General features: G+C 44.0%; 15 protein-coding genes. 2 read left to right on the top strand and 13 right to left on the bottom strand.

Going from position 1 to position 12,987, the window contains the following annotated elements; all coding sequences use genetic code 11:
- Position 1: 1 nt before the first annotated feature.
- Positions 2–1,540: a YifB family Mg chelatase-like AAA ATPase gene (locus FYJ57_RS08240; RefSeq protein ID WP_154432311.1), complete on the bottom strand. Its 1,539-nt coding sequence runs from the start codon at positions 1,538–1,540 to the stop codon at positions 2–4.
- Between the two features lie 267 nt (positions 1,541–1,807).
- On the opposite strand from FYJ57_RS08240, the gene sigK reads away from it, so the two are divergent.
- A complete protein-coding gene (gene sigK, locus FYJ57_RS08235; protein WP_022171305.1) occupies positions 1,808–2,434 on the top strand; it encodes an RNA polymerase sporulation sigma factor SigK in 627 nt (208 codons plus the stop codon).
- On the opposite strand, the gene FYJ57_RS08230 is transcribed toward sigK, so the two are convergent.
- The 9 genes from FYJ57_RS08230 to mtaB all read right to left on the bottom strand — a co-directional run bounded on the left by FYJ57_RS08230 (position 2,402) and on the right by mtaB (position 9,310).
- The gene (locus tag FYJ57_RS08230; protein ID WP_022171304.1) at positions 2,402–3,640 is read right to left on the bottom strand and encodes a peptidase U32 family protein; all 1,239 of its coding nucleotides are present in this window, start codon (positions 3,638–3,640) and stop codon (positions 2,402–2,404) included. The genes sigK and FYJ57_RS08230 overlap by 33 nt on opposite strands.
- Before the next feature lie 11 nt (positions 3,641–3,651).
- A complete protein-coding gene (locus FYJ57_RS08225; RefSeq protein WP_022171303.1) occupies positions 3,652–4,293 on the bottom strand; it encodes an O-methyltransferase in 642 nt (213 codons plus the stop codon).
- Positions 4,290–4,766: an endolytic transglycosylase MltG gene (locus tag FYJ57_RS08220; RefSeq protein WP_154432310.1), complete on the bottom strand. Its 477-nt coding sequence runs from the start codon at positions 4,764–4,766 to the stop codon at positions 4,290–4,292. Before FYJ57_RS08220 ends, FYJ57_RS08225 begins: the two co-directional genes overlap by 4 nt.
- A 55-nt stretch (positions 4,767–4,821) precedes the next feature.
- Positions 4,822–5,160, bottom strand: coding sequence for a YlbF/YmcA family competence regulator (locus tag FYJ57_RS08215; RefSeq protein WP_154432309.1), 339 nt, complete (start codon positions 5,158–5,160; stop codon positions 4,822–4,824).
- 5 nt (positions 5,161–5,165) lie between these two features.
- Complete coding sequence (locus FYJ57_RS08210) at positions 5,166–6,830, bottom strand: ribonuclease J (RefSeq protein WP_022171300.1); 1,665 nt, start codon at positions 6,828–6,830, stop codon at positions 5,166–5,168.
- A 19-nt stretch (positions 6,831–6,849) separates the two neighbouring features.
- Positions 6,850–7,107 carry a DUF1292 domain-containing protein gene (locus tag FYJ57_RS08205; protein ID WP_022171299.1) on the bottom strand — a complete coding sequence of 86 codons (258 nt, stop codon included), beginning with the start codon at positions 7,105–7,107 and terminating at the stop codon, positions 6,850–6,852.
- 7 nt (positions 7,108–7,114) lie between these two features.
- The gene (gene ruvX / locus FYJ57_RS08200; RefSeq protein ID WP_022171298.1) at positions 7,115–7,558 is read right to left on the bottom strand and encodes a Holliday junction resolvase RuvX; all 444 of its coding nucleotides are present in this window, start codon (positions 7,556–7,558) and stop codon (positions 7,115–7,117) included.
- Positions 7,558–7,827 carry an IreB family regulatory phosphoprotein gene (locus tag FYJ57_RS08195; RefSeq protein WP_022008878.1) on the bottom strand — a complete coding sequence of 90 codons (270 nt, stop codon included), beginning with the start codon at positions 7,825–7,827 and terminating at the stop codon, positions 7,558–7,560. Before FYJ57_RS08195 ends, ruvX begins: the two co-directional genes overlap by 1 nt.
- A gap of 172 nt (positions 7,828–7,999) precedes the next feature.
- Positions 8,000–9,310, bottom strand: coding sequence for a tRNA (N(6)-L-threonylcarbamoyladenosine(37)-C(2))-methylthiotransferase MtaB (mtaB, locus tag FYJ57_RS08190; protein WP_154432308.1), 1,311 nt, complete (start codon positions 9,308–9,310; stop codon positions 8,000–8,002).
- Positions 9,311–9,500: 190 nt separating this feature from the next.
- On the opposite strand from mtaB, the gene FYJ57_RS08185 reads away from it, so the two are divergent.
- Entirely contained in the window at positions 9,501–9,737 is a 237-nt protein-coding gene (locus tag FYJ57_RS08185) for an HPr family phosphocarrier protein (RefSeq protein WP_022171296.1), read from the top strand.
- Between the two features lie 131 nt (positions 9,738–9,868).
- Here the strand turns inward: FYJ57_RS08185 and thiI are convergent, their stop codons facing one another.
- From thiI to FYJ57_RS08170, 3 genes are read right to left on the bottom strand one after another with little or no spacing between them, the layout of a single operon-like run.
- Positions 9,869–11,050: a tRNA uracil 4-sulfurtransferase ThiI gene (gene thiI, locus FYJ57_RS08180; protein WP_117525662.1), complete on the bottom strand. Its 1,182-nt coding sequence runs from the start codon at positions 11,048–11,050 to the stop codon at positions 9,869–9,871.
- A 29-nt stretch (positions 11,051–11,079) separates the two neighbouring features.
- Positions 11,080–12,234 (bottom strand): cysteine desulfurase family protein, encoded by a 1,155-nt coding sequence (locus tag FYJ57_RS08175; protein WP_287890896.1) that lies wholly within the window; start codon positions 12,232–12,234, stop codon positions 11,080–11,082.
- 3 nt (positions 12,235–12,237) lie between these two features.
- Entirely contained in the window at positions 12,238–12,987 is a 750-nt protein-coding gene (locus FYJ57_RS08170; RefSeq protein WP_022398979.1) for a 16S rRNA (uracil(1498)-N(3))-methyltransferase, read from the bottom strand.

The raw sequence follows: 12,987 nt of genomic DNA, 5'->3' as shown, positions 1-12,987 counted from the left end.
CCTATTTCCATGAATGTTTGTCAAAACTTCGGTATCCGATTGCTTCTGCGATCTCTTCTTCTTCAATCTGTTCTTTTCCTGCCAGATCCGCTGCTGTCCTCGCCACGCGAAGGATCCGGTTACATGCCCGTCCACTTAGATGTAACTTTTCAAAAGCTCCCTGTAACATTTTTTCTGCTTCTTCACTTGTTTTGCAATATGTACTGATCTCACCCGGCGGAATCTGGCTGTTATAACAGATTCCGGATTCTTTTAAACGTTCTTTTTGTATTAACCGGGCTCTCTCTACTTCTTTTCGCATATTTTCTGTACTCCACTGTATACTGTCACTGTCGGGTATCTCTCCCCTGAATTCACCATAAGTTGCCGCATTGGTAGTCACACAGATATCCATCCGGTCAAGAAAAGCCTGACTGATCCGCTGCTGATATCTTTTAATCTCATGTTCTCCACAATCGCAGCGGTTTCTGTCCGGATAGTAGCCACAGGGGCAGGGATTCATCGCACCCACCAGAAGAAATTCTGCCGGGAAACTATACCTTCCCCCCACCCGCGCAATATGAATCTCTCCGTCCTCAAGCGGCTGTCGGAGAATCTCCAGTGTCTCCCTCTTCATCTCCGGAAGTTCATCCAAAAATAAGACACCTTTGTGTGCCAATGTGATTTCTCCTGGCATCGGTATCTTTCCTCCTCCCGCAAGCGCCTGCGGTGATATGGTATGATGCGGAGAACGGAACGGCCTGTTTGATACCCAGGGGACTTTTGAAGATAATAATCCTGCCACACTATAAATAGAAGTAATTTCCATTGCCTCCTCATGACTCAGTGCCGGAAGCAAACCGGGAATTCTTTTTGCCACCATTGTTTTTCCTGAACCCGGAGGCCCCATCAGTAATATATTATGAAAACCGGCGGCTGCAAGAAGTGCCCCCCTTTTTGCAGCAGTCTGTCCTTTGATTTCTCTGAAATCTGCTGTTATTTCCGGTGCAATCTCCATCTTTTCCCTTTCTTTCTCCGGATGTTCCCATGTCCGTTCTCTCACTGTCCGCATAAACTCTCCCAGATTCCTGACTCCTACGCTTCGAATCCCCTGGATCATCTGTGCCTCTCTCCGGTTTTCCCATGGAACAATACACCCCTGGCATCCTGATTTCCTCGCCTCCTCAACCATCGCAAGAACTCCTCTCACTTTTTTAATCTGTCCGTCCAACCCCACTTCGCCGGTTACCATGACACTCTCAAGTCCCCCTTTCGGAAGCTGCCCCAGAGATTCCAGGATTGCCGCAGTAATCGGAAGATCAAAACCGGTTCCGGCCTTTGGTACATCTGCCGGAGAAAGATTGATGGTAATTCTTCTTGGCGGAACCGGTATCTCCAGATTATGTAATGACGTTCTGACCCGATCCTGTGCCTCCCGAACCTGACTGTTCACTGTCCCTACCATGGAAAATCCGGGAAGCCCGGGACTCACATCCACCTCCACCTGTACCGGAATCGCCCTGATTCCCTGCATCGTTGCCGATAATATACTTGTATACATAAAATATTCTCTCCTTTCTCTGCGTTATATCACTGTAATAACGGTTAGCACTGCCATCACCGTCTTGTTTTTTATTGGTAACTGTTCAGCCCCTTCACAGCTACGGGGCAAAATACCTCGCGGGGCAGTGGTTACTGTATAGTTGTCTTTATTTTCTGTATGTTTTGGGATTATATATTTTGATATGCTCTGATTCTACATTTTGGGAAAAGCACATATTCTTCCGCCAGGGCATAAATTAGAAAGAAAGCCCTTTGAGGTGTGTATGTGAAGACCTTTCTGAAACCCCTCACCACACAAGAAGAAACTTTCTATCTTCGTAAATGCCGACAGGGTGATAAGGCTGCCCGAGATGTGTTGATCGAACGTAATCTGCGACTGGTTGCACATATTGTAAAAAAATACCAGGGGGTTGATGAAGATCTGGATGATTTGATTTCCATAGGAACGATCGGTCTGATCAAAGCCGTGTCCACCTATGATATGACAAAAGGCAGCAGACTTGCTACCTACGCTGCCCGCTGTATTGATAATGAATTGTTGATGATGCTTCGCAGCCGAAAAAAATTTTCCAGAGAAGTTTCCCTGTACGAACCGATCGGTACAGACAAAGAAGGGAACGAGATTCATCTTCTGGATATTGTGGAAGCTAACGAACAGGATATCACTGATCAGTGTATCCATAAGGAACGAATTCTTCAATTGTATGGTTGTTTGAGGGAAGTTCTTTCACCATTGGAATATGAAGTAATTAAATACCGCTATGGGCTTTTCGGTGAAAAAGAATTGACACAGCGGGCACTTGGAAAACGGCTGGGAATCAGCCGTTCCTATGTCTCCCGCATTGAAAAAAATGCTGTATTAAAGCTCCGTGACCGGTTCTTTTCTACGTAAAATATCATATCGATCCAGTTTAATTCCCAGATCAATATAAAGAATCTGCTTCGGATGTGGTGCACTCTCCATCTGGTTGCCTTCTTCATCCTGAATACTTTTTACTGTCGCTTCGATGTTATCGCCATTTGGCTTCATAACTTCGATCTGTTCTCCTACAGAGAACTTGTTTCTCTGAGAGATACAATATTTTCCTTCTTCATTTGTCTCTCCCACAATACCCAGATAAGTATATTCTTTAATATACGTATTATTATCATAAATCTGTGCTTCCTGAGTTGGTTTTCCGTAAAAGAATCCGGTGGTAAATTGCCGATAAGTACAGTTGGAAATCTGTTCCTGATACCACGACATATTTTCCTCATACAGTGCCGGATCTTTCAGATAGTCATCGATGGCTTTCCGATAGGTCCGGGCAACTGTTGCCACATACAACGCAGTCTTCATACGTCCTTCAATCTTAAAGCTGTCGATTCCGGCATTGATCAGATCCGGAATATGTTCGATCATGCACAAATCCTTAGAATTGAAAATAAAAGTTCCTCTTTCATTTTCATAGACCGGAAAATACTCTCCCGGACGACTTTCTTCCATAACAGAGTACTTCCATCGACACGGATGAGTACATGCTCCCTGATTGGAATCTCTTCCTGTCAGATAATTGCTTAACAGACATCTTCCGGAATATGAGATACACATCGCTCCATGAATAAAAGTCTCGATCTCCATATCTTCAGGAATTCTGCTTCGAATCTCGCGAATCTCTTCCAGCGACAATTCTCTTGCTGTCACCACTCGCTTGGCTCCCATCTGATACCAAAACTGGTATGTACCATAATTGGTGTTATTTGCCTGAGTACTAATGTGACGTTCGATCTCAGGACATACTTCTTTTGCGATCTGATAGACTCCCGGATCCGAAATAATCAGTGCATCCGGTCCGATTTCCCGGAGTTCTTCAAAATACTTCCGGACGCCCTCCAGATCCTGATTATGTGCCAGAATATTAGCTGTGACGTATACTTTTACACCATGTTCGTGGGCAAACCGTACCCCTTCTGACATATCTTCTTTTGAAAAGTTCTTTGCTTTTGCACGCAGACCGAAAGCCTCGCCTCCGATATAGACTGCATCCGCACCAAATATAACCGCAACCTGCAGTACTTCCAGGCTGCTGGCCGGAACAAGTAATTCCGGAATTCTCATGATTCTTTCTCCTATCGTTTCGTGCTGATTGCAACCCCATCTCCAAGTGGGAGCAGAGAAGTTACCAGCTCGTCATTGTGTTTCAATTCGTACAGATACTCACGCATCCGTTTATAGATGGTCCGGTTTCTTCGTTCTACCGCAAACCGTGACTCAATCAGATCACCTTCCTGCAAGATATTATCCGACACTAAAAGACCTCCACTCTTTAAAAGTCGCAACACTTCCGGTAAAAAATGAAGATACTGTCCTTTGGCTGCATCCATAAAAATAAAATCAAAGGGTTCGGTGAGCGTGGGAAGAATCTCTGCTGCATCTCCCTCCAGAAGTTCGATCTGCTCCTCTTTACCCGCTTTTTTAAAATTATCCCGGGCAATCGGGATCCTCTTTTCGTAATTTTCGATGGTTATGATCTGACAGGGTTCCGGATTATATTCACACATCAAAAGAGCAGAAAACCCAACTGCAGTTCCCACCTCCAGAATCCGTTTCGGTCTGGCAGCTGCCATCAGAAACTTTAAAAAGCTCTGCATTTCCCTTCTTACAATAGGAACCGCATCTTCCCTAGCTTCTTTTTCCAGCTGTTCCAGGAATTCTGTATGACCTTCGTCCAGAGAATTGATAAAAGTCACCATACGTTCGTCTACAATCATGAGGCACTCTCCTCTCCTGACTCTGGGTCTTCCGCATCAGAACTACTGCTTTCTTCTTCCTTAGACGGCTGTCCCTCTGTGTTTTTCCCTGACAGGATGGCAAGCATCTCATCAACCGTCTCATGCGTATTCAAAAGATAAGTACCAGGCCTGATCTTACCACGATAATCGGAGAGTTTTTCCTGTGCCCAGAAGATAACCGGTCGTTCAATCAATCCTTTTTCCTGCAGAATTTCCCCCACATCATAGACAGAATCGTCTTCATGAACAATCACAGTTACCTCCTGCCCATCTGCCTGTGTATGAGCCTCCGGTTCCTGATAGAAGATCAAATACCCGAAACTGTATGCCGTTTTTCCAACAAAAATCAGTCCACAGATCAGCAAAACATAGAGCAGAATCCGAATCGCCCCCTTGGCTCCACTTACGGCAGCCTGATACGTTGCATCTTTTTTCTTTTTCTTACTACCCATCTATACTCCTTGCTTATCCTTCCCACATATAACGCGGGGATGTCCGGCAGTGTGATCATACATTCGGGATATTCAGATCAATCCCGTTTCGAAACTGTTCCAGTACCTGCTGAAGCATCCGACAGACATCCAGCTCCGCCTCCAGATATGCATTCACCTCCGGAACTTTCCGAAGCTTTTCATATCTGTTTTCTACTTCATCTGTAATATCGTACAAATCTTCCTGTGTATCGTCATTGTTCATATGAAAGACAGCTACACGGAATTCATCAATCTGTTTTTTCAGCTCCGGATTGGATTTCAGCATCTCCTCACATGCAAGGTACCTCTGATATGCGGAATCCTCTCTGATTACTTCCAGCAGTTTTTCCACGCATTCCTGTATCTTGTTCATGTATCTTACGCCTCCATTATAATTGGCAGAATCATCGGTTTTCTCTTGGTTCTCTTCCACAAAAAGTCACCAAGAGAATCTTTGATCACGCCTTTCATTTTTCCCCAGTCAGAAATTCTTCGATCCAGGCAGGAATCAATAGCATCTTCTACAACACTCTTTGCCTGTCCCATCAGATCTTCGGACTCTCTCACATATACAAACCCACGGGATACAATATCCGGACCTGCCAGAAGCTGGTTACTGTATTTTTCCAGTGTCAGTACCACGATCATAATACCGTCTTCTGCCAGATGCTGACGGTCACGAAGTACGATATTTCCCACATCACCGACACCAAGTCCATCTACCAGGATTGCTCCGGTATGCACTTTACCGGTAATTTCCGCGGATTCATCATTTAATTCCATCACATCACCGGAGTGCATGATGAAAATATTTTCTTTCGGAATACCCAGGCTCTCCGCAATACCTGCCTGTGCTTTCAGATGACGGAATTCTCCATGAACCGGAATCGAATATTTCGGTTTTACCAGAGAGTAAATCAATTTGATCTCTTCCTGGCAGGCATGTCCTGATACATGTACATCCTGGAAAATAACATCTGCCCCTTTGGCTGACAGTTCATTGATGACACGGGATACTGCTTTTTCATTACCCGGAATCGGGTTGGAACTGAAAATAATGGTATCACCTGGTTTAATGGAAACTTTTTTATGAATATTTGCTGCCATACGGGACAAAGCTGCCATAGATTCTCCCTGGCTTCCGGTTGTGATCAGAACCATCTGCTCATCCGGGTAATTTTTCATTTCATCGATATCAATCAGTGTGTTGTCCGGCACATTCAGATAGCCAAGTTCAGACGCTGTTCCAATGACATTGACCATACTTCGACCTTCCACAACTACTTTTCTTCCGTATTTGTAAGCAGAGTTGATGATCTGCTGTACACGGTCTACGTTAGATGCGAACGTCGCAATGATGATTCTTGTATTTTTATGCTCTGCAAACAGATTATCAAAAGTTTTTCCCACGGTACGTTCTGACATGGTAAATCCTTTTCTCTCTGCATTGGTACTGTCACACATCAGTGCAAGAACACCTTTTTTGCCAATCTCTGCAAAACGCTGCAGATCAATGGCATCGCCGAATACCGGTGTATAATCTACTTTAAAGTCACCGGTATGCACAACGATTCCGGCAGGAGAATAAATAGCAAGTGCAGAAGCATCCTGAATACTGTGATTTGTTTTTATAAATTCGATTCGGAAACATCCCAGATTGATCGATTGTCCGTGTTTGATGGTTTTTCTTTTTGTGGTACGAAGTAAGTTGTGTTCTTTTAATTTATTTTCTATCAGACCGATCGTCAGCTTGGTTGCGTAGATCGGTGCATTAATTTCTCTCAAAACATAAGGAAGAGCTCCGATATGATCCTCGTGTCCGTGAGTGATCACAAAACCCTTCACTTTTTCATAATTATCTTTCAAATAGGTAATATCAGGGATGACCAGGTCGATTCCCAGCATATCGTCCTCCGGGAACGCCAGACCACAGTCCACCACAATAATACTGTCTTCGTATTCAAAGGCAGTAATGTTCATTCCAATCTGTTCCAGTCCGCCCAGAGGAATGATTTTCAATTTTCCACCGTTACTTTTTTTCAAATAGCACCTCCGTCACTGCTTACATCTCAATATCCACATCATCCATCATCTGACTGAACACTTTTGACATGGCTTCCAGTTCCACGTCATCTTCCACCATCACATAATCCGCTTCCGGATCCGTCTCCTCAGAAGAGTCTTTCAGGATGTAGGCGTTAGCTTCATCATCCATGGAGTCTGTTACCAGCAGATAATCTGTACCGTTCACCCTGGTCTGCTCTTCTACATAGAATTCCACTGTTTCGCCTTCATCTGTCACAAATTTGATTTTATCCATAATGATTCTACCGTCCTGTTTCTTCATTCTTATTCGCAAGATAATCCAGATATCCCTGCAGAATAAATACCGCAGCGATTTCATCCACATGTTCTTTCCGGTTTTCCCGGCGTACTCCCGTCTCCATCAATACACGGTTGGCAGATACAGTTGTCAGCCGCTCATCCCACATCACAACAGGCAGACCTGTTCGTCTCTCCAGCGTTTCTTTCAGCTCCAGAGATTTCTCAGCCCTGTCTCCCAGTGTATTATTCATATTCTTCGGTAAACCAAGTACGATTTCTTCTACCTGATACTGTGCAATCAGTTCTTCAATTCTTGCCAGCGTCTGGCGCATCTTGTTTTCTGATTTTCTGCGGATGATTTCCACACCCTGGGCAGTAAAACCAAGGGGGTCGCTTACTGCGACTCCCACTGTCTTTGAGCCGTAATCAAGTCCTAGAATTCTCATCAGCGATTCTCCCAGGATCTGTTTTTAATATACTCTTTCAGAAGTTCTTCTACCAGTTCATCACGTTCCACTTTCATGATCATACTTCTGGCACCCTTGTAACTGGTGATATACGTAGGATCTCCGGACATAATATAACCTACAATCTGGTTAACCGGGTTATAACCCTTCTCTTCCATCGCTGTGTATACCACATCCAGGACTTCTTTCACCTGTACTTCCGGCTCTGTTTTCACTTTAAAATACTGTGTATTGCTTAAATTTGCCATTTTTTCACGTCCTCGACTATACTTGATATCTATTCTATTCTAATACAGAAGATGCAAAAATTCAATCAAGTTTACAGTTTTTTTAAACTTTCCATTGCTATTTATCAGTTTTGTAACATTCTGCCGATTACTGTTATTCTGCCGGATCACCGATTTGTTCCACATAATTTTGCTATTCTGCAAGAATGAGATCCTGACCGATGATGTTTTGCAGTTGTACCATAACACGTTTATTTTCCAGATTTTCTTCTGATATTACCGCAACTTTCAGGTATTCCATCGTATGCCCCGTCCAGTAGGTCTGACCCTGAATCTTCTGTTGTTCTTCAAACAAAACTTCTTTTTTCTTTCCCAAAAACTGCTCCATATATTCTCTCTGGCGTTCTTGTCCGAGAGCGATCAAAACTCTGCTTCTTTCTTTTTTTATCTGTTCCGGAAGCTGATCCGGCATGACTGCTGCTTTCGTTCCTTCTCTCTTCGAATACGGGAAAATATGTGTCTCATAAAAATGAATACTGTCCACAAAACTGCGGCTTTCCTCAAATTCTTCTTCTGTTTCTCCCGGAAATCCTGTGATCACATCGGTAGTCAGTGCCGGTGCCGGATAATATTTTCTCAGAATTTCACATTTTTCCCGGTACTCCTGCGCTGTGTACCGTCGATTCATTCGCTTCAGTGTAGCAGTACATCCGCTTTGCAGTGACAGATGAAAATGCGGACACACTTTCGGCAGACTGCTGATCGCTTTTGCGAATTCTTTCGTAATAATCCCCGGTTCGAGAGATCCAAGACGAATCCTCTCGATACCGTCTACCTCATGCACTGCCTGAATCAGCGTCAGCAGATTCTCCTGTTCTTCCGGACGTTCTTTTCCATAAGAACTCAGATGGATCCCTGTCAGTACCACTTCCTGACAACCGGATGCTGCAAGCCGTTTCACTTCCCCTACAACATCCTCTGTTTTTTTACTGCGGATCCTTCCCCTTGCATACGGAATCATACAATACGTACAGAACTGATTGCAGCCGTCCTGGACTTTCAGGTATGCTCTTGTATGTTCTTCGGTACGGTCGATCTCCAGTTTTTCATATTCTTTTGTATGATTGATATCCACACATTCCGTGGTTTTCTGCTGGCCTGATCGATAGTTTTCCAGTATGGAAATCAGTTCCTGTTTTTTATTATTCCCGATTATGATATCTATAGACGCATCTGCTTCTGCTTTTTTTGTATCCGCCTGGACATAACATCCGGCTGCCACCACAATAGCATCCGGATTCATCTTTTTGGCCTTATGAAGCATCTGTCTCGATTTACGGTCAGCGATGTTGGTCACAGTACAGGTATTGATCACATAGATGTCTGCTCCCGGTTCAAAGGGTACGATTTCATATCCTGCTGCCTCTAACATCTGCTGCATTGCTTCTGTCTCGTATGCGTTCACTTTACATCCCAGATTATGCAGTGCAACTTTTCCTTTCATTGTCTACCTTCTTTCTTTTCTGCCAAATTATTCTTTCGTTTTCTTTGAATCTTTGTATGCTTTCACCTTGACTTTTACCATCCAAAACGGTAAGATAAATTTAGCTGAAATGTGCTGCCAGGAACTGTTATTGACAGATTTACCTCCGGCACGGCCAAAAAATAATCTGAATTTTCGGGAGGAAGTTATCATGAAAACTGTTAGTATTTCACTTAATTCCATTGACAAAGTAAAAGCATTTGTAAACGATATTTCCAAATATGATTTCGATTTTGATCTGGTTTCCGGAAGATATGTCATCGATGCAAAATCCATCATGGGTATCTTCAGTCTGGATCTTTCCAAACCGATCAATCTGAATGTTCATGCAGAAGGAAACAACCTGGATGAAGTATTAAAAGTACTTGCTCCATATATCATTGACTGAGTCTGAATTTTTAAATCGGGAGTCTGTTTGCAACAGGCTCCCTTTTTATATTTACTGTTCGTAACTGTTCAGCACTTGTGCAGTTACGAGTCAGAATGGAATGATATTGTACTTCTGCGTTTCGTCAGATTTTATGCCTCAATGTAAATGCGTTCTGCAGTATTGACTGCCTGATCCATCATCTCATCAATCTTCTCTTCCAGTTTTTTCTCTGATTTTTTGATCATCTGAATATTCGGTTTTGTTACCGGATGTTTTGCCACAAAAATCGTACAGCAGTCTTCGTATGGCTGTATGGATGTCTCATACGTATTGATCTTCAGGGAAATATCCACAATTTCCTGTTTGTCGAATCCGATCACCGGACGGAATACCGGCATCGTACATACTTCATTCGTTGCAGCAAGACTCTGCACGGTCTGGCTGGCCACCTGGCCGATGCTCTCTCCTGTGATCAGTCCCAGGCATCCCTGCTCTTTTCCGATGCGTTCCGCAATCTTCATCATATACCGGCGCATAATGATCGTCAGCTCATCGTGTGGGCACTGATCATAGATATACAGCTGAATATCCGTAAAGTTAACCACATACAGATTGATCGGTCCGCTGTATCTTGCCACCAGTTTTGCCAGATCCACAACTTTCTGTTTTGCACGTTCGCTAGTATATGGCGGTGCATGGAAATAAACAGCGTCAATCTTTACGCCACGTTTTGCGATCATATATCCGGCTACCGGAGAGTCAATACCACCGGATAACAGAAGCATCGCTTTTCCGTTGGTTCCGATCGGCATACCGCCCGGTCCCGGAATAGACTCGGAGTAAATATAGATTTTTTCGCGGATCTCAACGGTGATCAGCAGCTGCGGATTATGGACATCTACTTTCATCTCCGGAAAAGCGTCCAGAATCGCTCCTCCAAGATCTGCATTCAGTTCCATAGATGTTCCAGGATAGGTCTTCTTTGCACGACGGACATGCATTTTGAATGATTTATTTTTATCCGGATATACATGATCCACATAAGCTACCACATCTTTTTCCAATTGTTCGTAACCCTGATCTTCCTTAATCACAACCGGACAGATATACGCGATTCCAAATACCCGTTTTAATGCTTCCAGAGCTTCTTCATAATCAAAATCACCCTCAGTCAGCACATAGATTCTCCCCTGCTCTTTGGTTACATGAAAGGTTCCTTCTACCGGTTTCAATACATATTCCATCTGACGGATCAGTGCATCTTCAAACAGATATCTGTTCTTTCCTTTGATGCCGATTTCCGCATATTTTACTAAAAATGCTTTAAACATCTCTTTTCTCCTTCTGCTACTTGCTGTGATTAATGTCTCGCATATCGACGCAGCATCGGTATGACTTCATTTAACACCTGTAACGTGTAATCCAGTTCTTCCCTTGTGGTTGTCTCACAGAAGCTGAACCGAACGGTTGCTTCCATCTGATTCTTCGGCAGTCCAATAGCTGTCAGTGTAGGACTTCCACTTCTTTTGTGCGTAGAGCAGGCACTTCCGGCGGATACGTAGATACCTCTTTCTTCCAGGGTATGTAATAAGACTTCGCTTCTCACGCCCACGAAGGCAGCACTTACGATCTGCGGTGCCGCTTCTTCTCCCTGTGGACCGTGTACCACGACCTGATCCATCTTTGCAAGTTCTCTGACGAAATACGTACGAAGCCCACGCATATGCTTATCATTTTCTTCCAGATGATCATAAACCATTTTGGAAGCCAATCCCAGTCCTGCAATTCCCGGCACATTGTCCGTACCGGAACGCATGCCTTTCTGCTGTCCACCACCGTAAATGATCGGAACGATCTTCATTTTTTCACTGATATATAAGAATCCGGTTCCCTTCGGTCCGTGAATCTTATGTCCGCTCGCGGAAAGCATATCGATATGCATCTTTTTCGGAAGGATCCGGAACTTTCCGTAGGCCTGAATCGCATCCACATGAAAATACGTTTTCGGATTTACCTGCTTGATCAGCTCTCCGATCTCTGCAATCGGTTCCACCGCTCCGATTTCGTTATTTACAAACATTATCGATACCAGAATCGTCTCTGGGCGAATCGCTTCTTTCAGTTCTTCCGGAGAAATCTGTCCCTGTGCATTCACACCCAGTCTCGTCACTTCAAATCCCTGGCTCTCCAGAAATTCTGCAGGAGCAGATACGGCCGGATGTTCAATACTACTGATGATAATATGGTTCCCCTGGCGTCTGTTCGCCAGAGCAGTTCCGATTAGCGCCCAGTTGTTGGACTCAGTTCCACCGGAGGTAAAATAAATCTCTTTTTCTTGTACTTTTAATGTAGCTGCAATCTGTCCGGCAGCTTCTTTCACGTATCGTTCACTCTCCACACCCTTCTGGTGCATGGCAGAAGGATTGCCATAGTCGTCCATCATGGTTTTCACGACGATATCCTTCACTTCTTCATAGCAACGGGTAGTGGCCGAATTATCTAAATATGCTTCCACTTGTTATTCCTTTCCTTCCAATAAGAACATCAGAATCGAGAGCACTGTCATTCCTGCTGTCTCTGTTCTTAAAATCCGTTTTCCCAGTGTGATCGGCTGTACCTGATGATTCATCGCCAGTTCGATCTCTTCCGGTGTGAATCCACCTTCCGGTCCGATAAAGATACCGATAGACTGCCCCGGTTCGATCTGTTCAAACAGTTTTTTCGTGTGTGCCATATTTTCAGCAAGTTCATACGGAATAAACCGGATATCCAGCTCTTCGGCATAGTTTACTGCCTCTGAAAACTTCATAACAGAATGAATCTCTGGAATCACCATTCGTTTGGACTGTTTGGCAGCACTTTCTGCGATCGTCTGCCACCGTTTCTGTTTGGAAGCTTCTTTTTTCGCATCCAGTTTTACTACCGCCCGGGCCGTGCTCACCGGAATCACTTCATAGACACCAAGTTCCACAGCTTTCTGAATGATCATCTCCATCTTGTCGCTCTTTGGAAGTCCCTGAAACAGATAAATCTTTGACGGCAGCTCCATGCCCACTTCCTGCACATAACTGATATCTGCAATTACTTCTTCTGCTTCCATCTCGCTCACCAGACAGGTGTATTCCAGATTATCACCTGCACTGATCAGGATCGTCTCTCCCTGACGCATCCGAAGCACATTTTTAATATGGTTCACATCACTGCCTGTGATATGTATCTTTTTTTCTTCCATATCAATCTGTTCTTGTTTTACAAAAAAACGATACAT

Source organism: Oliverpabstia intestinalis (genome assembly GCF_009696065.1).
GTDB lineage: Bacteria > Bacillota > Clostridia > Lachnospirales > Lachnospiraceae > Oliverpabstia > Oliverpabstia intestinalis.
Note: the sequence above shows the minus strand (reverse complement) of the source record. Positions and strands in the feature narration are given on the sequence as shown.

Bases quoted from the DNA above. Each gene is read 5' to 3' on its own strand.
- ruvX (WP_022171298.1), bottom strand. From the start codon at position 7,558: ATGAGAATTCTAGGACTTGATTACGGCTCAAAGACAGTGGGAGTCGCA.
- mtaB (WP_154432308.1), bottom strand. From the start codon at position 9,310: ATGAAAGGAAAAGTTGCACTGCATAATCTGGGATGTAAAGTGAACGCA.
- FYJ57_RS08230 (WP_022171304.1), bottom strand. From the start codon at position 3,640: ATGAGAATTCCGGAATTACTTGTTCCGGCCAGCAGCCTGGAAGTACTG.
- FYJ57_RS08195 (WP_022008878.1), bottom strand. From the start codon at position 7,827: ATGGCAAATTTAAGCAATACACAGTATTTTAAAGTGAAAACAGAGCCG.
- FYJ57_RS08170 (WP_022398979.1), bottom strand. From the start codon at position 12,987: ATGTATCGTTTTTTTGTAAAACAAGAACAGATTGATATGGAAGAAAAA.
- FYJ57_RS08225 (WP_022171303.1), bottom strand. From the start codon at position 4,293: ATGATTGTAGACGAACGTATGGTGACTTTTATCAATTCTCTGGACGAA.
- FYJ57_RS08215 (WP_154432309.1), bottom strand. From the start codon at position 5,160: ATGAACAAGATACAGGAATGCGTGGAAAAACTGCTGGAAGTAATCAGA.
- thiI (WP_117525662.1), bottom strand. From the start codon at position 11,050: ATGTTTAAAGCATTTTTAGTAAAATATGCGGAAATCGGCATCAAAGGA.
- FYJ57_RS08205 (WP_022171299.1), bottom strand. From the start codon at position 7,107: ATGGATAAAATCAAATTTGTGACAGATGAAGGCGAAACAGTGGAATTC.
- FYJ57_RS08185 (WP_022171296.1), top strand. From the start codon at position 9,501: ATGAAAACTGTTAGTATTTCACTTAATTCCATTGACAAAGTAAAAGCA.
- FYJ57_RS08240 (WP_154432311.1), bottom strand. From the start codon at position 1,540: ATGTATACAAGTATATTATCGGCAACGATGCAGGGAATCAGGGCGATT.
- FYJ57_RS08220 (WP_154432310.1), bottom strand. From the start codon at position 4,766: ATGGGTAGTAAGAAAAAGAAAAAAGATGCAACGTATCAGGCTGCCGTA.